General features: G+C 41.2%; 18 protein-coding genes. 4 read left to right on the top strand and 14 right to left on the bottom strand.

Going from position 1 to position 25116, the window contains the following annotated elements; all coding sequences use genetic code 11:
* Nucleotides 1-26: 26 nt before the first annotated feature.
* From QT16_RS20185 to QT16_RS20210, 6 genes are all read right to left on the bottom strand, one after another.
* A complete protein-coding gene (locus tag QT16_RS20185) occupies nt 27-572 on the bottom strand; it encodes a PH domain-containing protein (protein WP_039490497.1) in 546 nt (181 codons plus the stop codon).
* Nucleotides 573-746: 174 nt separating this feature from the next.
* Complete coding sequence (locus tag QT16_RS20190) at nt 747-5051, bottom strand: alpha-1,6-glucosidase domain-containing protein (RefSeq protein ID WP_039490500.1); 4305 nt, start codon at nt 5049-5051, stop codon at nt 747-749.
* A 22-nt stretch (nt 5052-5073) separates the two neighbouring features.
* Complete coding sequence (locus QT16_RS20195; RefSeq protein WP_039490502.1) at nt 5074-7947, bottom strand: TonB-dependent receptor; 2874 nt, start codon at nt 7945-7947, stop codon at nt 5074-5076.
* 166 nt (nt 7948-8113) lie between these two features.
* Nucleotides 8114-8731 carry a LysE family translocator gene (locus QT16_RS20200; protein ID WP_039490504.1) on the bottom strand — a complete coding sequence of 206 codons (618 nt, stop codon included), beginning with the start codon at nt 8729-8731 and terminating at the stop codon, nt 8114-8116.
* Nucleotides 8732-8914: a hypothetical protein gene (locus tag QT16_RS20205; RefSeq protein ID WP_002959534.1), complete on the bottom strand. Its 183-nt coding sequence runs from the start codon at nt 8912-8914 to the stop codon at nt 8732-8734.
* Between the two features lie 17 nt (nt 8915-8931).
* Complete coding sequence (locus QT16_RS20210) at nt 8932-9330, bottom strand: DUF3224 domain-containing protein (protein ID WP_024604489.1); 399 nt, start codon at nt 9328-9330, stop codon at nt 8932-8934.
* Nucleotides 9331-9421: 91 nt separating this feature from the next.
* Between QT16_RS20210 and QT16_RS20215 the strand changes: the two genes are divergently transcribed.
* Entirely contained in the window at nt 9422-11200 is a 1779-nt protein-coding gene (locus QT16_RS20215; RefSeq protein WP_039490507.1) for an ABC transporter transmembrane domain-containing protein, read from the top strand.
* Here the strand turns inward: QT16_RS20215 and QT16_RS20220 are convergent, their stop codons facing one another.
* Entirely contained in the window at nt 11201-11833 is a 633-nt protein-coding gene (locus QT16_RS20220; protein WP_002959537.1) for a YiaD family glycine zipper/OmpA-like lipoprotein, read from the bottom strand.
* Nucleotides 11834-12023: 190 nt separating this feature from the next.
* On the opposite strand from QT16_RS20220, the gene chrA reads away from it, so the two are divergent.
* Nucleotides 12024-13178: a chromate efflux transporter gene (gene chrA / locus QT16_RS20225; protein WP_039490510.1), complete on the top strand. Its 1155-nt coding sequence runs from the start codon at nt 12024-12026 to the stop codon at nt 13176-13178.
* Here the strand turns inward: chrA and QT16_RS20230 are convergent.
* The 4 genes from QT16_RS20230 to speA are packed head-to-tail and all read right to left on the bottom strand — an operon-like array spanning nt 13135 to nt 18156.
* Nucleotides 13135-14394, bottom strand: coding sequence for a mechanosensitive ion channel family protein (locus tag QT16_RS20230; protein ID WP_039490513.1), 1260 nt, complete (start codon nt 14392-14394; stop codon nt 13135-13137). The genes chrA and QT16_RS20230 overlap by 44 nt on opposite strands.
* Nucleotides 14391-15311, bottom strand: coding sequence for a 1-acylglycerol-3-phosphate O-acyltransferase, YihG family (gene yihG / locus QT16_RS20235; RefSeq protein ID WP_002959541.1), 921 nt, complete (start codon nt 15309-15311; stop codon nt 14391-14393). The genes QT16_RS20230 and yihG (QT16_RS20235) overlap by 4 nt, the downstream gene beginning before the upstream one ends.
* A 25-nt stretch (nt 15312-15336) precedes the next feature.
* On the bottom strand, nt 15337-16215 hold the full coding sequence (gene yihG, locus QT16_RS20240; RefSeq protein WP_002959542.1) for a 1-acylglycerol-3-phosphate O-acyltransferase, YihG family: 879 nt from the start codon (nt 16213-16215) through the stop codon (nt 15337-15339).
* Nucleotides 16216-16275: 60 nt separating this feature from the next.
* Nucleotides 16276-18156, bottom strand: a complete 1881-nt coding sequence (speA, locus tag QT16_RS20245) for a biosynthetic arginine decarboxylase (protein ID WP_002959544.1) — start codon at nt 18154-18156, stop codon at nt 16276-16278.
* A 198-nt stretch (nt 18157-18354) separates the two neighbouring features.
* Here speA and speE point away from each other — a divergent pair, with 198 nt between their 5' ends.
* Complete coding sequence (gene speE / locus QT16_RS20250) at nt 18355-19218, top strand: polyamine aminopropyltransferase (protein ID WP_008138747.1); 864 nt, start codon at nt 18355-18357, stop codon at nt 19216-19218.
* 180 nt (nt 19219-19398) lie between these two features.
* Here speE and QT16_RS20255 read toward each other — a convergent pair whose 3' ends face one another.
* The 3 genes from QT16_RS20255 to QT16_RS20265 form a co-directional block, all read right to left on the bottom strand.
* Nucleotides 19399-21000, bottom strand: a complete 1602-nt coding sequence (locus tag QT16_RS20255) for a methyl-accepting chemotaxis protein (protein ID WP_039490515.1) — start codon at nt 20998-21000, stop codon at nt 19399-19401.
* A 65-nt stretch (nt 21001-21065) separates the two neighbouring features.
* Entirely contained in the window at nt 21066-22298 is a 1233-nt protein-coding gene (locus QT16_RS20260; protein ID WP_039490539.1) for a hypothetical protein, read from the bottom strand.
* Nucleotides 22288-22911 (bottom strand): cupredoxin domain-containing protein, encoded by a 624-nt coding sequence (locus QT16_RS20265; protein WP_039490518.1) that lies wholly within the window; start codon nt 22909-22911, stop codon nt 22288-22290. Before QT16_RS20265 ends, QT16_RS20260 begins: the two co-directional genes overlap by 11 nt.
* A 158-nt stretch (nt 22912-23069) precedes the next feature.
* Between QT16_RS20265 and QT16_RS20270 the strand changes: the two genes are divergently transcribed.
* Entirely contained in the window at nt 23070-25112 is a 2043-nt protein-coding gene (locus QT16_RS20270) for a glycoside hydrolase family 97 protein (RefSeq protein WP_039490520.1), read from the top strand.
* Nucleotides 25113-25116 lie beyond the last annotated feature (4 nt).

The following is a 25116-nucleotide window of genomic DNA, read 5'->3' on the forward strand; positions in this document are numbered from 1 at the left end:
TATAAACTTTACAATTTTAAAGCAGGCTACTTTTGCTGCCTTTCATCAAGTAAAACAAGTAGCATCTGCTCAATATTTTTAACACTATAAGTAAGTGCTCTCAGTAGCTCTTTCTCACTTTGCTCTGTTGCCTGCTGCGACGCTTTACCTTGATTAGCCAATACATCTTTTTGCTCAAGTATCGCCTCTCTAAACTCACTCGCATTAACTACACCAAGCAAAGACACTAAAGCACCATTTCCTGACTGCCCAGCTGTTTCAAAACTTAAACGATATAATCCAAAAATTCGCATAAGCGGCCCTTGGCTTAACCCAACATCGGTTATTTTTTCAAGCGGAATAGATTTTTCTTCTTTAAATAATATGCCACGTTTAACTACCAATTTTTGTGGTAATAAGTCAGCTGACATAGCTGCGAGTATTCGTCCGCCCACCAGCCATACAATCAGTAAAATGATAGGTATAAGCGGTATAGTAACAAGAGCCAACATTGCAAATAGCGAGGCAGTAACCATCCAGTATTGTTTTACTTTAGGATCAAAATTAGCACTTTTTAAGGTTAAGTTACTCATTAGCTTTCTTTTGTATGGTTGGGGATTTATAAAAGTACGCCAATCTAATATTGAATGCAATTTAGTCCAAACATTTATAATTAGCATTCAAATATACTTTCACACACTTATGTACATACAAAAAAGCCGAGCATACAGGGCTATGCTCGGCTTAGGTCTGGGAAAATATAACCGCTACTGTTTGTTGATAAGTATGCTCACATTCTCTCTATCTGGGCCTATTACCTTAAAGGTGTAAATACCTTGTTCGGTAATATTTAGTGCTATATTGGCACCTACGGCTTCAAGTGGTGTTAGTTCATCAATTGCCACTACCGGCGTATCGCCTGCTCCACCGTAATCAACGGTACTCCAATCTTCAGACGCTACTTTAAATTCGTAGTCACCCGCTTCTAGCTCTATTGATGTAGAGTAAATTGCATCACCCTCGTACATCAGCGGGTTATCAGTACTCCAGTCATTTAAGCTGCCACGAATAAACACTGTCGTTTGTGCAAACATTTCAGCGTTGAGCACTTTTAGCGATACGTTATTTAAATCACTGGCGTCAAATATAAACTGGTATTCACCTTCTTCTGCAATGTCGATGGTCATATTCGCGCCCGCAACCGACAACTGCTCAGCGGTGCCAACCATTACACTGGCATCCCCCTCAGCCGAGCCATAATCAACCGTGCTCCAATCTTCTGACGCTACTTTAAATTCATAACTTGCAGCGCTCAGTGTTTTAGTAAAGGTGTAAATACCTTTACCTTTATAACTTAGCTCATCGGTTACTCCCCAGTCATTAAGCGTACCGCGCACATAAATAGCAGTGCCTATAAATGGCTCTTCGTTGTATAAAGTAAACGTTGGATTTTCAGGGTTTGAAGCATCAAGCGAAAATACATAGGTTGCATCAATAGCAGCGCTGAATGTCATGTTTGCACCTGAGCGCGTTAATGCCTCGCTTTGGTTTTCAACTACATCTTTATCAGCGTCAGTAAGCGCACCAAAATCAACCGTAGACCAATCTTCTGAGGCAATTTTAAATTCGTAATCGCCAGCGCTTAGTGCAATTGCTATACGGTATTCACCATCGCCAATATATTCAAATGCATCGCGTGTGCCCCAGTCGTTTAAACTACCGCGCACAAACACAGCGGTGCTGCCATAAGGTACTACATCAGGCGCGCCTACGGTTGCATTTGCACTTAAACCAACACCTTGGCTCGCACCTTGGTTTTTAGTGAATACAGCTAATGTGTAAGGCGGTACAGTAAATGTGCCTTCGTTATCGCCAGCAGCAAAATTAGTACCGGTCATGCTTGCATCAACACTGTTTTTTAATACATCGTGTAATTCAAAATCCGCTGCGGTGGCAATAGTATGGCTAAGGGTTTGCTCGGTTGCGTTAATCACGACAACAAGCGCATCAAATGCAGGGTCTAAGTCTGTTAGCCCTTCGCCATCATCAATGCTCATTACTATTAAGCCATGTTGCTGCGCTTTACCTACGTTATGAAAACCCACCCGCTCAATAACATCTTGCTCTGTGGTTAATCTAAATAGTGGGCTGCTACTACGTATTTGTAAAAATTCATTAAATACATCATGTGCAAAGGTAATATCTTGTGGCTGTGCAGCCGCTTGGGTATTAGCAGAAATAGGCATAATTTCTTGCCATTTCACTTCGTTGTCTTGTGCGGGTGGCAAGCCAATATTCCAGTTATTGGTATCTTGGGTAAAATCAACAAAGTTAAACCAGTCGCCCGAGTCGTAGCTGTTACGATCCATCGATTTTGAACGTAGCAAGTCGGCGCCCATTTGCATAAATGGAATACCTTGGCTCATAAGCGGGAGTGCTAACGCCATATTATGAGCACGAACGCGCTGCTCAATACTCATGTTAGCGCTGTGTTTATATTGCAGCTGATCCCATAGTGTTTCGTTATCGTGTTTAGATACGTAATGAATGCTATCGGCAGGGTCTAGTGCATACGCCGTTGGCTGAGTATTCCAAGTAAAGCTATTACCCTTTGCTGAGTTACCTTTAAAGCCTTTTAAAATGTAGTTTTGTAAATTACCCGCAAGTGACAAACGTAAAGTATCTTGCTCTGCTAAATTGCCATCTGTTGAGCTATTACTAAATAATGCACCACCGCGAACGGCTTCACGAATACGGTCGTTAAAGGTACCTACTTCGCTACCGGCCATATCGGCTTGTTTGGCTTGCACAAATAAGCGGTTATTTGCCACCTCACCAAAGTCCCAACCTTCGCCATAAAAGTAGTTATCTTCATCAACAGCTTGCACTGCATCACGTGCTGCAAGAATTGACGATTTTGGCATGTGCCCCATTACATCAAATCTAAAGCTGTCGTAACCAAATTCGCGCGCCAAAATAACTAATGAATCACTAACAAACTTATCCATCATTACATGCTCTGTAGCTGTATTTTCACAACACGTTGAGCGCTCTATTTCACCACTTACTTCGTTATAGCGATGGTAGTAACCCGGTACTAGCTTATCAAATACCGACTTGTCCCAAATACCCGATGACGTTGTATGGTTATAAACCACATCAAGCACTACGCGCAGACCAATAGACTGCAGTGATTGCACCATAGCGCGGGTTTCTTTAACGCGGGCAATGCCCTCTGGACTTGAGGCGTACGAGCCTTCAGGCGCTATAAAGTAATGCGGATCGTAACCCCAGTTAAAGCTATCTAAGCTGCGCATAGCATTAGCAAGTGCTTGTGCGTCATCTGAGCCTGGTAAATAACCGCTCATTAAATCAATAATGGTGCTGCTTTTATCTTGGGTTTTACACGCATCGGCTTCATCATTAATTTGCTCACATAAATCTCCTAGCGTATCGCTAATATCTACACGTTTACTGATGTCTTCATCTATGGTGCCAATATCAGTAATAGGTAATAAATGAAAATGCGTTAAGCCATTTTGAGCCAAAGTTTGTAAGTGCTGCATAGGAGCACTATTTAGCTCAGTAAACGCAAAGTACTTACCACGGTTAGCCTCTGTTACGCTGTTATCGCGTGCGCTAAAATCACGTACATGGCCCTCGTAAATAATCGCATCTTCTGGATTTTCTACCGTAGGAATAAGGCGTGTATCCCACCCTTCGGGTTTAGTGTCTTCATCGGCTAAATTAATCAACTGGCTGTATAAACCATTGGTAGATACATTTAGTGAGTAAGGGTCTGTGCTCCAAAGCGACTCTATTTGCTGAGTCAGTGGGTGGTAAACATCAAAATTAAAGCGGTAGTAGTGGCGGTCGTATTGCATATCTAAACTTGCTTGCCAAATACCTGTCTGTGTATTTAATGTCATTGGCGTAGAGTGCACTTGTGTTTTTGCATCATCAAACACGTTTAGCATCATGTTATTAGCGGTGGGTGCCCACACAGTTACATCAATCGCGTTATTGCCATAATTTACACCCAGTACAGCTTCGTTAGCGTCATCTTCGCCTTGTGTGTAAAGGGCATCAAGTGCTTTAGCGGTTTGCACAAAGCTTGCTTCTAGCAGCTTACCTTCACTATCGTAACCGGCAATAACAAGCTGCGATTTTATAAGCGCTTTAGCCGTGTTTGTATCCCAACTTCCTTCGTAAGCGTTCCAAGTGGTTAAATGCGGTACTTTTGCCGCTTGCTCATCAGTTAAATTGCTTGATTGCAGCGTAACAGTATCGCCGTTTAAACCAGTATCAATATCCACTTCAAGCTCAGCCGTAGCTGATGAATGTAACTTAATTAGGCTTGTAAACTCGTTACTTGGTTTATACAAAATAGTATTTAAATCAATCCAATGCGCTGAAGCACCTGTTATAGCAACTGCGCGTTCGCCTAAACTTAATATAGGGTATTCAAACACCGAAGGCTCGCCATGAATGGTAAAGTTCATACGCTGAAAGGTTTCATCGTCTTGCATCAGCGGCATGGTTAAATCCACATCACCAAACGCCTTACCTGACCCTTCTGTACCAATATGAATAATAAAATTGGCACATTCGTTATAACCCTCTTTAAGGTTAATTATCCAGTACGCACCGTAGTTTGGATCAATACCATCGTATTCATGGCCGTTAGCCCAATCGCTGGTATCAAATGGCGGTGCATACGCATCGCATACTTCGTTATTCCACGAATGTAATCGGTAGCCTTCATAGTTATCATCGGCTAGGCGGTTATAAAATAAAACCGCCTCTCCTTCCCCTGCAAATACCACAGGGTCTGGCAGGGTTGGGTCGGCGCCAACCACACAGCTTTCGTTATTTTCATCAGGTACTGTAGGTGCAGGGCACGATATAGGTTCGGGATCGACACATTGTGACCCCGCTTCATTAGGGACTTGTGGCACATTACAGGTAAGTAATGGTTCACCAGATTCAACATCACCTGTTCCACCACACGCTGCTAATAGCATTAACGCTAACGTTATTAGCAAATATTTAGACATAGTTATAATTTTCATTTTTAAACGCTCCGTTTGCTAATTAATGACTGTATGTAAAACCAAGGTAGAACTGACGACCAAAGTACTGAGTCGTCCCTGTTCGTTGCTCTGAGCCAAAGTAACTTTGGGTTGGTTCATCGGTTAAGTTATTAACTTGCAAAAGCATTGTTAGCGAGTCGCTAAAGCGATAAGAGGTTTGAAAGTCGACTACGGTTTCAGCATCAAAATTAACCACTTGCTCGTTAATGGCAACCTGCTCTGATACAAACTCATCGCGGTAGCGCACATTGAGGCGGGTTTCAAAATCATCCATTGAGTAAAAAACCGTGGCATTAAACACGTTATTAGATAGCCCAGGTAAAGATTGCGCTAATGTGTCGCCCCCTAAACTGGTGATCGATTCAATTTCACTTTCGGTGTATGAGTAACTTGCGTTAGCGCCTAAGCCATTAAATGGCTCAGGTAAAAAGGTAAACACTTGCGTATAAGCAAGCTCTAGCCCTCTGATATAGCCACCTTCACCGTTATTAACTGCCGTGGTGTAAATACCGTTTGTTGTCGCAACTTGCTCGCCACTAACGGGGTCTTCTATAGAATCAGGTACGTTAAAGCCATTGCCTTTAAAGTCGAAGTTTTCGATTGATAAGGTTTCAACAAACGAGTCTATATTTTTATAAAATAACGCCGCAGCGATAGTGCCGTTGCCTTCTTCAAAATAATATTCGTAAGATAAGTCGTATTGGTCGGCATAAAAGGGTTTTAAAAATGGGTTATTAGTACTTGAGCCATTAATAACACCATCATCGCTTACGTTTGCACTGGCATCGCCCGCTAAGCGGTTAATTGGCGCACGCGACATTACTTTAGCCGCTGCAAAGCGCACAAGTGAATTATCGTTAAGTTGCAGGTTTAAATTTAATGAAGGTAAGTAGTCGGTGTATTTAGTGCCTAATACATTAGGTGCGTATAAATTATTTACAATGCCGTTCTCATCAACAATATTTTGCGCTCCTAAACGCGCATCGCCTGCTACGTTCTCTAGTACCGTTGCGGATTGATCGGTTTCAACGCGGCGCACACCCACATTACCCGATAGGTCGAGCCCGGCAATTTGCGTGTTAATGTTTACCATAACGTACGCAGCTAGCACATCTTCAAACACCGAGCCGCTTTGTAGCACTGTCCACGAATAGTTAGTTGTGTAACCTTGCGCGTCGTCTACGCCATCAGCGTTGCCCCATGTTTGAACAGGCTCTGGCGTGCCATCTGGAAACCATGCGTTAAGTGCTTTGTCTAAATCAATGGCTAAATACGATGGGAAATAACTAAACTCGCCCTGCCAGTCAACCACAGAGGCCATATCGTCGGTTAAACGCAAAGGCGGTTGCGTTGCTGAAAACGCCCCGTCGTTACCATACTCAAATACCGAGCGTTTACGGCTGTACTCTCTATCTGAGTAGCGCGCACCAAACTCTACTGAGCTAAATATGTCGCTTTCTAGCTCGTATTTAAAATCGAGCTTAAATGCCGTTACTTCATCTTCTGTTTGATCTGGGTAAATACCATATTTGCTGACCATTACACGGTCTATATCGCTAAAGGCGGCCGCCTGATTAAACCCAACGTCAGGTAAATTTAAGCCGTTTAATTGATAGTTAATTGCTACGTTGTTATCAAATACTGGCGTTTCTGCATTGGCATCTTCTGCTACTAAGCTCCACAGTAAGCCATTTCTAAAATTACTTTTTGCGCGAGAAAGCGACACATCGGCATTTACGCTGAATCTATCGGTTACCTGCCAATCAGCATTAACGCCAAAACTATCTACTTCGTCAAAGTCTTGGTTGTCGTCGTTTACTATTTCAACGCGGGTATAGCTTTGCGAAGTACGGTTAACCGCTGCGCCTATCACGGCATTACCATCGAGCTGAGCGTTAGCATATGCAGCTGTTGGCCCGCCTAATTTAACCCTCAGGCCACGGGCAAATGACTCTTTATCAAAGCGCGATAAAAACGCATCACCTTTTAATTTAAAGTTATCTGCCGGTGCCCACTCTATGGCTGCTAAGTAACCATTACGGGTTTCTTCGCCACCTAAATGCTGTAGCTCAAAGCCTTCGCTAATGTATTCGTTTTCTGGGTTAGCTAAAGGGCCATTGGTGTCGTTAACTGCGCCATCAACGTCTTTTGTGTCGTTGTACGCAAGGCCAATAAACTGCGTTGCTACACTTGGCTGAAACAAACGCGCATAGCCCAGCGCTACGCCTAACGTGTCGTCTAGGTATTTGCCTTGATACGAAAAACTAATTCGATCGCCAAATTCAGTGGCATCCGATACCTCTGAGGCGCGGTCGTTATACATACCGCGCACATTAGCTACAAATTTATGCGTTTGATCATTATTAAGTGGACTGGCGGTTTCAAGCTCTACCGTACCGGCCACGCCACCTTCAATAAGCGATGCCTTTGGCGATTTGTATACCGCCGCAGAGCTAATTAATTCTGACGGATATTGGTCAAACTCAATACTGCGGCTGCCACTTGTAGATACTTGCTCGCGGCCATTAAGTGTTGAAAATACAAACCCGCCCGACAGCCCGCGTATATTAATTTGCGCCGCTTGCCCACCCGTTCGCACCGCTGAAATACCAGGTAATCGTGTAAGTGCATCGGCCATTGAAATATCAGGCAGTGCCCCTAAATCATCGGCAGAAATTTGTTCTGACACCGTATCGCTAAAACGCTTTTGATTTAAAGATTGAATTAAACTGCGACTAAAGCCTCGCACTTCAATAATTTCTAAATCTTCAGCTTGTGTGCTGGGTGATTGATTTGTTGAGTCTTCGTTTGCAGCCAATGCACTATTAGCGGCAAATAAAGCCAGCATAAGTGCACTTAGTTTAAACTTGTCCATGTGTGTGAACCTTTGAGTTATTGTTGTCAGGTGTTGCTGTGTTGTTCAAAACACAACCAACAAATTGTAACTAAAAGGTAAAATTAATGTGATGAATACGTATGCAGGGCATGAGGGTTAGGCTGCAGGTGTATGCGCGTACATACACCTACATTTGGAACGCTATTTAAAGACTAAGCACCACTTTTATCGCAAGAGCAATAAATACGACTCCCAGTATTTTATCAAGCCACGGGTTTTGTTTGGTAAATCCAAAGCGGTTTTTTGAAACCTCGGTCAGTAACGCCACCAGCAAGTACCAACCGGTATCAATTACAAACACGGTTAAGCACATAATTATGCCCACACTTAAAGTAAGTAGCTGAGGGTCAATAAACTGTGAGAACAAGGCTAAAAAGAAAATAGCGAGCTTGGGGTTTAAAAAAGCAATGGCAAAACCATCTTGTAATGCTTTAGCTGCACTTACCTCACTTTTTTGTACTTCAAGTTCGTCATTACTTGGTTTTGCTAGCAATATTTTTATGCCTAAATACGCCAAATAGGCCGCACCTAAGTAAACGAGTATTTGATAAACAGTTGGAAACTGCGTCATTAAAGCGCCTAACCCTAATAACGATGCACCGGCATACAAGCCAACGCCAGTACCATGACTGAGCGCGGCAAGCATACCGTTTTTCATACTACCGTTAAGTGAGTGCTTTAAAACCACCGCTAAACTTGGTCCTGGCGACATTGCGCCCATCATACAAATAGCCGCTAGGCTTAACCATACTGTAAATGTCATTTAAAGCTCGTCAGTTTCAATAAGTAATGTATAACCGTGCACTTGCCCATAAAAACCTGCCAAGGGCACTGCGTTTATTACTTTCCAGCCATCTTGGTTTAATTCCTGTATGCGGTCATTTAGTGCGGCTATATCTACACCACCCAAAAAACGGGTCTTTCTAAATTCGATTACTTTTTGCATTTTAATCCTTGAGTATCTTATAACGTGTATTCAAAATCGTAGTAGTGAATCCCTTGCTCAATACGTATTTTCATACTGCCCGTTAATCCTTCTAGCTCATTAGTGCCTGAGTCGGGAATTACATTTAAAATTAGGCTGTCTTGGCCTTTATCCATAGTGCCAAAATGCTGCAGTACAAAACTGCCTTTTTTGCCGTCAAGCTCGCCTATTACTTGCTCTATGGCAACATAACCGGCACTGCCTTGTGTGGGTGTCATGGCGCTTAGCATTTCGCCTTGGCTGGTGGCATTTAAGCTACCTTTAAATGTTTTATCTATCGACATACGCCCTAAATTAACGCCGTTTTGGCCGCTTGCGTAACCTTCAATTGGGGCTAGATTTACATTAAATTCTCCACTTACAGTTGCAGTAGTCATAACGTTTCCTTATTGATGCTAATGTTTAAAAGTATTGATTTTTATTATCTTAGTGCCATATCTATACCTTAACCTTTAAAAAGAATCCACTATGTCAAAAACAAGCCCTAAGAACGAAAAAGCCGCTTTTAGTAGTTTATTACCTATTTTTGCTTTTATTAAACCGTATAAATGGATGGTAGTAGCGGCGCTTGCTGCCCTGTTAGTAACAGCAGGTGTTAACTTATCCTTAGGGCAAGGGGTTAAGTTTGTCATAGATCATGGCTTTATAGCTGGCTCTAAAGATCAGCTACAACAAGCTGTATTAGTGCTTATTGGTTTAATTAGTTTATTGGCCGTGGGCACCTTTAGCCGCTTTTATTTAATGTCGTGGATTGGCGAGCGAGTCAGTAACGATATTCGCAAAGCCGTGTTTAATCGCATTGTTACTTTGCACCCAAGCTACTTTGAAGAAAACCGCAGTGGTGAGCTTATGTCGCGTTTAACAACCGACACAACATTACTGCAATCAATTATTGGTTCATCATTTTCTATGGCGCTGCGCAGTGTACTTATGCTGGTTGGTGGACTTGCCATGCTGTTGTTTACTAATTTAAAACTTACTTTAGTGGTTGTTGCTTGTGTGCCGTTGGTACTTGTTCCTATGATGGTATTTGGTAAAAAGGTGCGCAAACTTGCAAGCTCCAGCCAAGATGCCATAGCCGATATAAGCACCTATGCCGGCGAGATCATTCAAAATATTAAAGTAGTGCAAAGCTATAGCCACGAAGAACAAGAGCAGCACGCTTTTGCACTTGAAACCGAAAAAGCCTTTAATGTGGCTAAAAGCCGCATTAAACAACGCTCGTTTTTAATTGCAGCGGTAATATTTTTAACTTTTAGTGCTATTAGCGCAATGCTGTGGGTCGGCGGCAGCGACGTATTAGCAGGTACCATGACTGGCGGTGAGCTAGGAGCCTTTGTGTTTTACGCTATTATGGTGGCAATGTCGGTGGCAACCGTTGCTGAAGTATATGGCGAACTACAACGCGCAGCAGGCGCAGCTGCAAGATTACTTGAGTTACTTGCTGTTAAAAGTGAGATAGAAAACCCACTAAATCCACAAGATAGTAACTTACTAAAAAATAGTAACAGCCCTGCTATTACGCTTGAGAATATAAGCTTTAACTACCCTTCTCGCCCAGACGTAAGCGCACTTAATAAAATAAGTTTAAATATACTTCAAGGCCAAACTGTGGCTATTGTTGGCCCTTCTGGCGCAGGTAAAACAACCTTATTTGAATTACTACAGCGCTTTTACGATCCGGCTAGCGGAGCCATCAAATTTAAAGATATAAACATTAAAGAATTATCGCTTAATACCCTCAGAGGTAAGATGGGTATGGTAGCGCAAAACCCTATTTTATTTAGCTCCGATGTAATGCATAACATTCGCTACGGCAACCCAAAAGCAAGTGACGAGCAAGTATATGCCGCTGCCAAACATGCTCATGCTGATGAATTTATTAAACAATTACCGCAAGGTTATAACAGTTTTTTAGGTGAGCAAGGTGTGAGGTTATCGGGTGGGCAAAAGCAGCGTATTGTACTGGCACGCGCTATTTTAAAAGATCCTGAAATACTGCTTTTAGATGAAGCAACCAGTGCACTCGATGCGCAAAGTGAGCACCATGTACAAGCAGCGCTTGAGCATTTAATGCAAAATAGAACAACGCTTATTATTGCCCATAGGCTGGCAACGGTTAAACATGCCGATGTGATTGTGGTAATGGAAAATGGAGAGATTATAGCAACGGGCACCCACCAAGAATTAGTGGCAAGTAACCCGTTGTATCAAAAACTGTGTGAATTACAGTTTAATAAAGACTAATTATTCTTCTGTGTTTGGCACTATTTGAATTTCTACACGGCGGTTTTGAGCACGGCCATTTGCACTATCGTTAGTCGCAATTGGACGTGTTTCGCCATAACCCATAGTACTTACACGCTCAGCCATAATCTGCTGGTTCACTAAGTAGTTTTTAACGCTTTGAGCACGTTCACGCGATAGGTTCATGTTGTAGCTGTCTTTACCTGTGCTATCTGTGTGGCCTTCAATACTTAGGTACGTTTTTTCGTATTTGTTCATCACTTTAGCAATAGCATCTAAGGTATCGTTAAAGCCAGACGAAATATAAGATTGGTCGGTCGCAAACGTAATATTAGATGGCATAACTAAACGCAAGTTATCGCCTTCACGTACAACTTCAACACCAGAGCCTGCAAGTTCATCACGAAATGCTTCTTCTTGCTTATCCATGTAGTTACCCACTGCAGCGCCAGCTAGTGCGCCGATAGCAGCGCCTATAAAAATACGCTTATCTTTATGGTTACTTGTTGCTTTACCTAATACGCCACCCGCTGCTGCGCCAATAGCCGCACCTTTGCCGGTGTTATTCATTTCACAACCAGAAAGTAATACAGCTACTACGGTTACGCTTAAAAGTGATTTAGTTAAAGTCATGGTGATACCCTATTCATTAAGAATTTAGCAAGAGTATGCAAATACATGTATGAACAAACTATGAAGAGAGTGTTAAAAGCAGCGCATCTTGCTTGATTGTTAAACAGACCTCAAACTAATGTGTCGTTTTAATAAAAATGTCATACTACGCTGTGACAATTTAATGAATTTTACAAAGGATATTGGCGCAATGTTAATTGCTATTTTTAGACAATTTTTTTTACTAGGGTGCATGAGTTTTGGTGGCCCCGCTGCGCATTTAGGCTATTTTAAGCGCCACTTTGTAGACTCGTTAAATTGGCTAACTAACACCCGTTACGCACAACTTATTAGTTTAAGCCAAGCATTACCAGGGCCAGGCTCTAGCCAAGTTAGTTTTGCTATTGGTGTTGAGCGTGCAGGAGTACTGGGTGGTATAGCTGCTTTTGTAGGCTTTACCTTGCCTTCGTTTTTAATAATGGTGCTGCTTGCGGTTAGTGCCCATCAGTTTGACGCTGTTTACTTTGCAATTATTGCAGGCTTAAAGTTATTTGCCGTTGTTATAGTCGCGGATGCAACACTTAGTATGGCTAAAAGCTTTTGTACAAGTGCTGCGCTTAAGTTACTTGCGATAATGAGTACACTTGCCTTGGTGTTATTTCCAATGATGGGAACTCAAATAGCGATTTTAATCACTGCTGCAACAGTAGGTGCTATATGGCCTTTATTAAAACTTGGCACAGTAGCAGAAGATGTTAGCAGTAAAAACAGTAATATTAATTGGATTGCACTGGGGTTATTTGCGCTCTTACTTGGGGTTAGCTTTATTCCACTAGGGCATGAGTTTGCTTTGTTTACCCCTTTTTACCAAGCGGGTGCAATGGTGTTTGGCGGCGGACACGTAGTACTGCCGGTACTTCAAGCTGGCGTACCAGCATTGAGTGATGATCAGTTTTTAAGTGCTTACGCGAGTGCACAGGCAGTGCCAGGGCCAATGTTTACTATTGCTACTTACTTAGGCGCACAACTTACTACCGAGCAGCCTTTAGTGGGTGCCCTTATAGCTACACTGCTTATATTTATGCCTGGTTTTTTACTTATACTGGCGTTTCAGAAGAGTTGGATTAATTTGGCAAGTAAGCCACGTTTTGCAAATTCAATAGCGGCGCTTAATGCAGCGGTAGTCGGTTTTTTAGCGGCCGCATTGTATTCACCAATTTGGACATCGGCTGTGCATAGCCTTTGGCAGGTTGCGTTAGTAATAATTACATTTGCATGGCTGCGATTTAAAAAGCCACCTATTTGGTGGCTCTTAGCTTTATTTATTGCTGTGGGTCTTTTGCAGCACTATTTGCCATCACTCTAAATGTTGGCTTATCTGTTTGTTGCTCGTTAGGAGGGCTTAATTGCCCACTCACACTTTGATATGCCCTAAGCCCAAACACTGGCAATACTGCAAGTAAATGGTCCATTATTTCGGCTTGTAGATGCTCGTACGAAATCCAGCGTTTGTCTTCACTAAAGCAATAAAACTCAATCGGTAACCCGTGGTTCATTGGTTGTAGCTCTCGTACCATTAACGTAAGCGACGTATTAATTTTACTGTGCTGCTTTAAATAGCCCTCAGCATAACGACGAAACAGCCCTAAATTAGAAACTTGAGCGGGTAATGTCGTCACTCGGATATAGTCATGAAGCGGAATAGCCGCATCTATTTGCTTTCTAAATTCATCACTTACTAAACAAATACTGTGCATATCTATATTAAGTGAACGTTTAATACGTCTACCGCCCGACTCTTGCATACCACGCCAGTTTTTAAACGAACCCGCAACTAGCATATAAGTTGGAATAGTTGTTATGGTGTTATCCCAGTTACGTACCTTTACAGTGTTTAAACCCAAATCAATTACTTCGCCATCGGCGCCGTAGTTTTCTACTTGAATCCAATCACCATAGGTTACTAGGCGATTTGCTGCGATTTGAATACTAGCTACAAAGCCTAAAATAGTGTCTTTAAATACTAATAACGTAACAGCAGCAATAGCACCAAAGCCAGAGAGAATATAAGTGGGTGACTTCTCAAGGAAAATACTTACAATTAAAATAGCACACACAATAAAGGTGATTAGCTTAACAACCTGAATTAAGCCCTGAATAGGGACTTCGCGTGCAAACTCCAATTGGTTATAAATAGAACCCGCAATACTTACAATACTGCTAAAAATAAAACCTACATGAATAATTAGTATAGCTTGGCCAACCGTTTTCAAAATTTCAGCGGTCAGCTCATTAACCGGATAAACACTGTCAAAGGTCGCCAAAAATAATACGCTGCAAAGCATACCTGCAATACGTCTATTAAGCTTATTAAGCATAGGCGACAACGAACCAATACGTTGAGGCGAAAGCTTAGTTACCACTTTTTGAATGCCTGGTAACATTAACCTACGAGTAAATAAGTAAACAATTAATAAAGAAAAAATCCCTATTGAAACTGCGGTAATAGAACTAAGAAAATCCGCATCGGGTACTTTTTCAAACCAAGGAGCGATTAACTCCTGTAGGTGGGTGTTGGTCATAGTGTTTCAATTTCCTTACTGATTTGTGGTTCAGGTAAATCTTGTTGAGCATAAATATCGGCAAGCTGCTGATCTTTCGCAACCCATAGCTCATTCACATAATGTTGAAAATTAGCTTTAAATACGTCATCGGTTTGATAGCTGCCCTGCATATTGTCATTAATGGGCGTTACGTCTATTGAAACATAAATAGAATCTAGCTCGCCTTTGAGTAAGTTCCGACAAACGTGATCTGTTTTACCGCTATACACTAAACTTGTATTTAGCATGGCATCAAATTGGTTGGCTAGCACTTCAAGCGCAAAAGCAATGCCACCCGCTTTGGGTTTTAATAAGTGCTTAAAAGGACTTTGCTGCAGATTATGCTTAGCTGGCGTAAAGCGTGTGCCTTCAACAAAATTAACGATGGTAGTAGGATAGTGACGAAAATTGCGACAGCTGTGCTTTGTGCGCTCTACATCCAACCCTTTCAACTTTGGGTTTTTAGCAAGCTGTGCTTTGCTTACCCGTTTCATAAACGGCATACCCATAGCCCACGCACCAGTGCCAATAAAAGGCACGTATTTTAATTCATCTTTTAAAAAAAACTTAGGGGCTGGCAATGCATGTAATGAGCTAAGCACGGTTATATCTAACCAACTCGTGTGATTACATATAAGTAAATACCAACTTTTTGAATTTAAATCGCCACTTATATCAACCACAATATTAGGACAACCTAGCCACAAGCCAAACCGATTGCCATTACACCACCCTCGATAAGCGCTATGCAATAAAGAGTTAACAACAGACAAAGGCAGTAATAACTTAATAAGCCCTAGTACAAATACTAGCGAACCAAAAAGCATTACATTAGAAAACAATACGCAGCCCACAATTAAGCCGTTAAGCCAATTTGGTAACCACTTTTTTAGCATAACTGTAAGCTCATATTTTTGCCTTTTATTTGGGGTGTTTTTCGAGCGATTGTAATGTTTGCTCTTTATTTTCCCATAAACGATTTAGCTCGCTTTGAAAGCGTACTCTAAATTCAGAATCGCCGGTGTAGTCACCAATAAGCTCTTCGCTTACAGGCCTTACATCCACGTGTACGTTGATATTTTTTACCTTACCACCTGCAAAATCCATGAATGTAGGAATGCCATCAGGGTAATGAATTGTAACGTTAACCACTTTAGTTATTTGCTCGCCCATCGCTTGCATTACAAAAGCAATACCGCCCGCTTTTGGTTTTAATAAATGTGGAAACGGGCTATTTTGGCGCGCGTGCTTTTGCGTAGTAAAACGAGTGCCTTCTACAAAGTTAACCACACTTACTGGCATCTCTTTAAATTTTTCGCAGGCTTTACGCGTGGTTTCTAAGTCTTTGCCACGCAGCTTTGGATTCTTTTTTAGTTGGCTTTTACTCGTGCGGGTCATAAACGGAAAATCAAGCGCCCACCAACACAAACCTAGAATAGGCACATAAATAAGCTCTTTTTTCAAAAAGAAGTTTAAAAATGGAATTTTACGGTTAAACACGCGCTGCAATACTAAAATATCGACCCAGCTTTGGTGATTTGCAATTACTAGGTACCAATCCTTCAGTTTAAGTTCTTCAAGGCCAGTTACATTAAGTTTAGTTGGCGTAAATAACTTTTGATTTAAGCTATTAAAAGTCACCCAAATAGTTGCAAATTTCTTTGCAGCCCAGCTCATAATCTTTTGTAGAGGCTTAATAGGTATAAGCTTTATAAGCCCACAAACAAAAATAGGCACAAACCAAAAAAGTGTGTTTATTGTGTAAAAAATAATACTAAATACACCGCGAATAACTGACATTACTTCCATTCCTTTAAACATTGCGCAGCCACTAATACTGCGCTTTCAGTTGCTTACAAATTAATCTTCAAAATAGGTATAGCCTTCAAGGCCTGCATTAAGCTCAGCCAAGTAACCTTCTTTACACTGCGCTGATACATCAAGTTTATTAACTTGGTACGCAAAGTTGTCAGCTAAAATGGCGCTATCATAGTCAACAAACTTTAATACATCCTTAACGCTATCACCTTTTATGGCATTGGTTAACACATAACCTTCATCGTTAAGCTCTACATGCACTGAATCAGTGTCACCGAATAAGTTGTGTAAATCGCCTAAAATTTCTTGATATGCACCCACCATAAACATAGCAATGTGGTATTGCTCGCCGTGTTTATATTCTGGTATTGGTAGACTGGTTTCGATACCAGCTCCTTCAACGTATTCGCGGATTTGACCGTCAGAGTCACAGGTAATATCTTGAATAATCGCGCGCTGAGTCAATGGTTGAGTTAAGTTTTCGATTGGCATAACCGGAAACAACTGCTGAATACCCCATACATCAGGCAATGACTGAAATAATGAAAAGTTAACAAACAATTTATCGGCAAGCTTTTCGTTTAAATCGTCGAGGACTTCACGGTGCGCGCGCGCGTTATTACTAAGCGATGCACGTACACGATGTAAAATAGTAAAGTAAAGCTGCTCTATTTTCGCCCACTCTAGCATGCTTACTAAGCCATGCACGTACTGATCGTGCGCTTCGCTAAATAAGTGCATAGCGTCGTGATAAATCTCAAGTGCCATACGCGGGTTTAAACGCTGTAAACACTGCCACATTTCATCAAGCACTAACGCGCTATTTTCAAGCGGTGGCTCTGGATTTAAATGATTGGGCGCTTTTTCTACGTCAATTACATCGGTAATTAATACCGCATGGTGAGCGGTTAAAGCGCGCCCCGATTCGGTGATAATGGCCGGATGCGTAAGGTTATGCTGATCGCACACTTCTGCAAATGCATTCACTACATTACGCGCGTACTCTTCTACTGTGTAGTTCATTGAACACGCGCTGCGCGAGCCAGAACCCTCGTAATCAACGCCTAAGCCGCCGCCTACATCAACGGTATTTAACGGTACGTTTAATTGCGTAAGCTCAGCAAAGTGGCGTGCGCATTCACGCAAAGCACGGTGAATATCACGAATGTTGGCAATTTGAGAACCAATATGAAAATGCACCATTTGCATTAAGTGCAGCTTATTATGCTTTTTCAGCACTTCAACAGCACTTAGTACTTGGCCTGCCGTTAAACCAAACTTGCCTTTTTCGCCGCCCGTGTTTTGCCACTTGCCTTTGCCTACTGAGTTTAGGCGAATACGAATACCAATAGCAGGTTCAATGCCTAGGTTGTCTATTTCTTCAAGTAGTGTGGTTAGTTCTGAAAGCTTCTCTACCACAATTTTTACGCTGTGGCCCATAGCTTGACCAATACATGCTAAGCGTAAAAACTCACTGTCTTTATAGCCGTTACACACAATAGTGATTGGCTCTTTTGCTACACCCAAAATAGCCATAAGTTCTGGCTTTGAGCCTGCTTCTAGGCCAACAAGCCCGCTTGGATGCGCTAATAGCTTACTTACTACAGAACGTTGCTGATTTACTTTTATTGGGTAAACACAGGTGTATTTACCGTTATATTCACGATTTGCTCGCGCTTGCGTAAACGCATTAGTAAGGGTGTCTACACGATTTTTTAAAATATCGGTAAAGCGTACTAACACCGGCAACGTTAAACCTTGTTGTTTAAACTGCTCTGTTAATTGCGTTAAAGAAATGGCCGGTTTTGTTTGGTCGCCATCTGGGTAAGCCACCAGTTCGCCTTGTGCGTTAATATCAAAATAGCCATCACTCCAATGAGCAACGTTATAAGTGGCGCGTGCTGTTTCTAAACCCCAGGTCATGGCAACTCTTCTTTAGTCAATTAGGTATAAAGGCGCATTTTAATACGTCACTATCCACTAGGCTAACAAAAATTGAACTTTCACTCACTCCTAACTAACTTTATTCGTCAAATCAGTTAAAATGTCATTGAGCAAAACGCCAAGCACTGGCAGAATTGCCCCTTTTTCATACTCAACCTAAAAAGTGTAATAGTAACTATGGCAAATTTAGATCAAAGTAAGTGGTTTACTGAAATTAGCGACCGCGATGGCAGCGCATTTTCATTACGTATTAATAAAAAGTTAGATGAAAAACAGTCTCCTTTTCAAAAGGTAGAAATGTTTGAAACCACAGACTTTGGTAATTTAATGATCATCGACGGGTGTACTATGGTAACAACCCGCGAAAACTTCTTTTATCATGAGATGATCAGCCACCCTGCACTTTTAGCGCACCCAAACCCTAAAAACGTCGTTATTATTGGTGGCGGCGACTGCGGTACTTTACGCGAAGTATTAAAACACCCAGGCGTAGAAACTGTAACGCAAATAGATATAGACGAAGTAGTAACGCAAATGTCGTTAAAATACTTCCCAGAGCTTTGCGAATCTAACAACGACGCCCGTGCAACTGTTATGTTTGACGACGGTATTAAATACATGCGCGAAGCCGCTGGCGAATCTATCGACGTAGTGATTGTTGATGGCACAGATCCGGTAGGTCCAGGTGAGGGTTTATTTAACCATGCGTTTTACACAAGCTGTTTAGATGCACTGCGCCCAGGTGGTATTTTAGTACAACAAAGTGAATCGCCACTTATGCACATGCCATTATTAGTTGAAATGCGCGAAGCAATGCTAAGCGTAGGCTTTAACGATTTACAAACACTGCCATTCCCACAACCAATTTACCCAAGCGGTTTATGGTCGGTAACACTTGCACGTAAATCACAAGCATTTGACGGTTTTAGAGAAGATGGCGCAGCACAAATAGCTGAGCAAAGTGAATACTACAACAGCGGTATTCATCATGGTGCACTCGCTACACCTAACTACATGAAACGCGCTTTTGATAAAAAATAATACTAATTCACTTTAGGCTTTGTTGACTTTTCAAGGTTAAAATTGCATTAAAAAAGGGACTTTTAAAGTCCCTTTTTATATTTATAATGACTATTCAAACTGAACTCGAGCTAGCAAACAACATAAGTACAGTTATATTTCAAAACCTTAAAGAGCTATCTAACCAAATAATCAGCTTATTTAAACTTTAAATCGATGTACTAAGTGATTTAGCTCATCAGTCAATTGTTCCATTTTTTTAGATACATCCTCAGTAGTTCGAGCAAGCGCCCCCCCTTCTAAAGTTTGATCGTTTAATGATGATAGGTTTTGACTTATTTCATCTGCAACAGTTGTCTGCTCTTCAGTCGCTTGCGCTGTTTGCATCGCCATATCATTTACTTTAGTAGACGAGCTTTGCATTGCATTAAGCACATCATTAGTTTGACTAAACGAGCCAACCGCATCATCTGCAAATTGCTTACCTTCATCTATCGCTTTAATTGATTGTTCTACGCTCGTTGCAAATTGCTCTATCATTTTTTGAATATCGTTTGTGCTTACTTGCGTGCGTGTAGCCAATGTTCTTACTTCATCTGCTACCACAGCAAAACCTCTGCCATATTCACCAGCTCGCGCGGCTTCAATAGCAGCATTAAGCGCCAGCAGATTTGTTTGCTCTGCAATTGCACGAATGACCTCAAGTACTTTGGCAATGTTATCAGAACTTTGTTGTAGTTCTGTAGAGCGCGCCATAGCTTGCTCCATATTTTGCGACAAAGAAATAATACGAGAACTAGAGTGCGCAACCGCTGTTAGTCCTTGCTGAGCTAAATTTAACGATTTATCAGCTTCTGTTGATGATTGCTGAGCAACACCTGCAACTTCTCTACTTGCTACACTCATCTCATGCACTGCACTTACTATTGACTCAGAGGCTTGGCTGAGCGTTTGATTTACAGCATTGTTTTTATTTGCAACCTGACTTAACTCACCTCCTAATTCACTTAGCTCTTTTGATTGCTCTAAAATATCGCGAATTAATTGCTGTAAGTTGTCGAGAAATCGATTGAACTGCGTTGCAAGTTCAGAAAACTCATCTTTAGACGTTATAGCGATCCTGCCAGTTAAATCGCCATCACCAGAGGCTATATCGTTAATACGAGAAGTTACATAGTTAATTTGCTGTGTTAATTGCTTAGGAATAAGGTAACTAAACCAACACGCCACTAATAAAATTAATATGACAAAAATAAGCATAGTTAACTTAGTTGAAGCAATTGTGTCTGATAGTTTTTGAACTTCTTCAACTGATGTTTGCTCTGCTAATTCACCAGCTTGATCAAGCGTAGCTCTTAATTCGTCAAATGCTTTTTCTGATTGAGACCGTTTTTTTAAATTTGTTTTATCATTCATATAGGCCAGTGAAGCGTTTAACCAAGTATTATAAGCACCATCAAAACCGCGAAGCCCATTTATAGCTTTTGGATAATCCGATAACAAAGCTAAGTACTGCTCTAACCTTTGCGTTACTTGCTCAGCATTTTCTTTATGCTCTTGCAAATAAGCTTCTTTATTGTCGTTATGTGCGACTAAATTTAACTCAGCAACCTTTGCTTGATACAAATCCCTGTCGGCACTCAAAGCAAGAGACACAGCCTTAATAAATTTATCGGATTGCACATCTAATGCATTTTTTTGTAAGTTAATTAAGTATGAATACCCAATAATTAACGACAAGATAGCAATACCTAAAATAACAATAGGAAAAGAGACTTTGACGCGGATACTATTCAAATTCATTACTTACTCCAAAAAAAATCACATTTAATACCTACCTTTTTGATAATAAATCTAGTTTATAAAACCTAAAATCGCCATTGAGCGTTTAGCATTATTTGCTGCTGCGAGATTCGTTCATTAAATCCAATTGGCTCTCTATTTTTTGCAACACTTTTAAGTGCAGAACCTTCAACCCCTATTTGTAGTTTATTAGTGAGCTGGTAGCGCCATGTTGCGGTTAAGCCTTCCCCATTACTTGCATTAGGGTCAAACGCGGTTGTGTCGTTATCTGTCACTTTAAAGTAATCGTAGCGTACTGAAACTCGATGCTTGCCTTCTTTATGGCTTAACATTAAATAATGACTGTAAAAGGCATTATCTATTAAAGCATTAGCGCCCATTTCGGTTTTACCATTGAGCACCTGTGCTATTAAACGTGTTTTATTATTAAACTTATAAAGCCAAGCGGCGCTAGTAAAGCGAGTATCCCAAGCATATTGCCCTGTACTAATATTAAGCGTGGTTGGGTCACCGTTATTGTTGTAATAATAAATTCGAAATTGTGATTTTTTTAAGTAATCCCAATGTACGCCAGCGTAATAGCCAAAACGCCCGTCTACTTCTTCAAACGGTAAAACCTGATTAGCTTGCCAGCGTAATTCATACGCATTTAATGCCGCTACAGGCGCAAATTTAACACTTTCGTTAAATGTAGTTTGCCTATCGTGTAATGCAAAACCACGCCACGCAAGCAAAGTACCTGCAGGATCATTGCCTTTAAATGTAGCACCTACAAAACTAAAGCTATGAGCGCTGTTGAAACGTTTTGCTGGGCGCTTAATAGTTACCTCTGCGCCAACAGTGCGTACTTCCTCGCCTATCCAGCTATTAATAGCTGAGTTTGTATAGTTATAAGGAGATGTCCACCCTATATCAGGATTTTCAAGCGACATAAGTGGGTAAAAGCCCCCCACGCGCATGTGCCATTTATAGTTGCTGTTAGATAGCGGCTGATACTTTATATAAGCCTGTGTCAAACCAAGGCCAACATCAGGATCTTGATTCGCATTTAACACCCCATGAGCCGACCAACTAGATGCTAAATCAACATTAAAATCTAAAATACCTTGGGATAAAATAAGTTCGTCGCTTTTAGTATCGTGCCGATATAGCCCAAGGCCGCCCTCTTGGAAGCTACGTATATCGTCCCCCTGCACGGCTCTAATTTGTATCAAGCCTTTTACTTGTGCATACAATGCATTACTAAAACATAAAGCACCGGCTAAAAATGCCAGCCTCATTAAGCGATTAATAGTCATCAAATTCATCCGTAGCAAAGTCAATTTGCTCCGCAATTTCCTGCTTTACTTTATAAGTGATCGGGTTAGTAGCCACAGTAATAGTTTGAGATTCAACCTTACTAATATCACTAAACCCAGAATGCCAAACACTTAACGTGTATTCGCCTACATTGGCATTTAAATCAACATGACCATTTTCATCAGTGATTGCAAAAATAGTACTATCGACCACCACAATATAACCTAACATCCAATCATGAATATTACAGCCAAGCTCAACAACACCTGTTTGATCAAAAGTAATGGGCGCTTTTGGATGCTCCTTATATAGCTTTAATTCAAATGTTTTAGCTTTAGAAAATGAATAAACGTGATGCATGATTGAGTCCGCATTCGGAAACTCTACCTTTGCATTTTGTGGGACAACTAAAATACGCGGCTTAAATTCTCGATTTTGCTGGGTCATCGCATAAGGTGCTTCTGGAGGAATAACGCTAGAGGAATCACCTGCAGTTAACCACACAACAGCATTAGGTAATGGGTCATTATTAGCATTTTTAATTGTAATATTTGCTGCAAAAACTCCAGTACTAACACTTAGTAAAAATACACAAAGTAAGCTTTTTATCATTTTCTTGTCGCTATTATCAATTTGTTTACATTATAGACCGATTAAGCCACCAAATTCTTTCTATTTTTTAAAACATTGAATACGTATGTAGGCAGTCGTATTAATCATCAACAGTCATTATCCTTAAATGTCACCACCGACTCATCTAAGGACACACCATGAGAATCCCTACACTTGTGCTTTTAGCCTTTGCTAGTAATAGCTACGGACAAACCGTAGAGCTAAAATCGCCAGACACACAAATAACAGTAAGCATCTCTGACGAAAACAACACGCCAAGCTACGCAATAAAATTTAAAAACAAAGCGGTTATAAACAAATCTTTACTGGGGTTTGAATTTAAAACACAAGCAGCTTTTAGCGACGGCTTTAAAATTAAAAGCATTGAACAACAAAGCGTTAACTCGCAGTGGCAACAACCTTGGGGCGAACGCCAAAACGTTGTTGACGAATATAACGAAGTAGCCGTTACCTTTACAAAAAACGAGCCAAATAAAGGCACCTACACTATTCGATTTAAAGCATTTGATAGTGGTGTAGGTTTTAGATACGAAGTACCACAACAAACTGGCTTCGAACATACAGAAATAACCAAGGAGTTAACTGAATTTGCAATAAACAATAGCCATGATGCAACAGCATGGTGGATACCTGCTCGTGGCTGGAACCGCTACGAATATGTTTATAACACCACCGCGCTTAACGAAGCTCCACTAGCTCACACACCATTTACGTTTAAAACAAGTGACGGTACTCATATTAGTATTCATGAAGCCGCTCTTGTTGATTACGCGGGTATGGTGCTTAATCAGCGCCGTCCAGGCACATTTACAGCCGACTTAACCCCTTGGTCAGATGGTATTGCCGTTAAAAAGCAAGGCGCTTTTAAAACACCATGGCGCACCATTCAAATAGCCGACAGCGCTGTTGGCTTAGTTAATTCAGATATAATACTAAACCTAAACGAGCCTAATAAACTCGGTGACGTGTCGTGGGTTAAACCTGGCAAATATGTCGGTATTTGGTGGGGTATGCATATAAACACGCAAACTTGGGGTAGCGGTAAAAAACACGGCGCCACTACGCAAACCACAAAATACTATATGGATTTTGCAGCGCAGTATGGTTTTGATGGCGTACTCGTTGAAGGCTGGAATATTGGCTGGGATGGCGATTGGTACTTTAATGGCGATGTATTTAACTTTACCAAACCGTACGATGATTTTGATATAGCAGCGCTGACTCAATACGGCAAAGAAAAAGGCGTACAGCTCATTGGCCATCACGAAACATCAGGCAATGTAAGCAACTACCGAGACCAAATGGAAGATGCCTTTACACTTTACGAAAAATCAAACGTCAGCCAAGTAAAAACAGGTTATGTAGCCGATGGCGGAAATATAAAACGTATAGACAAAAACGGTATTGCGCGCCATGAATGGCATGACGGCCAATTTATGGTTAACGAATACCTTTATAACGTAAAGCTTGCGGCTAAACATAAAATTAGCATTAATACTCACGAGCCAATTAAAGATACAGGCCTGCGCCGTACTTACCCAAACTGGATCGCGCGCGAAGGTGCACGCGGGCAAGAATATAATGCATGGGGTTCGCCTCCTAACCCACCAGAACACGTACCAATGCTTGCCTTTATCCGCATGCTCTCTGGCCCTATGGACTTTACGCCAGGTATTTTTGATATGAGCTTTAATGGTTTAGGAGGCGATACAAACCGCCCACAAACTACACTTGCCAAACAACTTGCACTTTATGTTGTGTTGTATAGCCCAATTCAAATGGTTGCCGACTTACCTAAAAACTATTTGGCTAAGCCCGACGCATTTCAATTTATTCAAGACGTACCAACAGATTGGCAGCAAAGTATTGCCCTTGATGGCGAAGTAGGCGACTTTATTGTATTTGCCCGTAAAGAACGTAAAAGCACTAAATACTCAGGAAACGATTGGTACCTAGGTGCTGTTACTGACGAGAAAGCCAGAACAATTGAAGTGAAACTCAACTTTTTAGAGCAAGACAAAAAGTTTGAAGCACAAATTTATAAAGATGGTAAAAATGCAGAGTGGAAAAACAATCCGTACGATCTAGCTATCGAAAAACGTGTTGTAACTGCAAACGATAAACTTACGCTTAAACTGGCCACCAGTGGCGGTACTGCTATTCGCTTTAAAGCACTTTAGTACA

Origin of the sequence: Pseudoalteromonas distincta (assembly GCF_000814675.1) — a bacterium.
Lineage (GTDB): Bacteria > Pseudomonadota > Gammaproteobacteria > Enterobacterales > Alteromonadaceae > Pseudoalteromonas > Pseudoalteromonas distincta.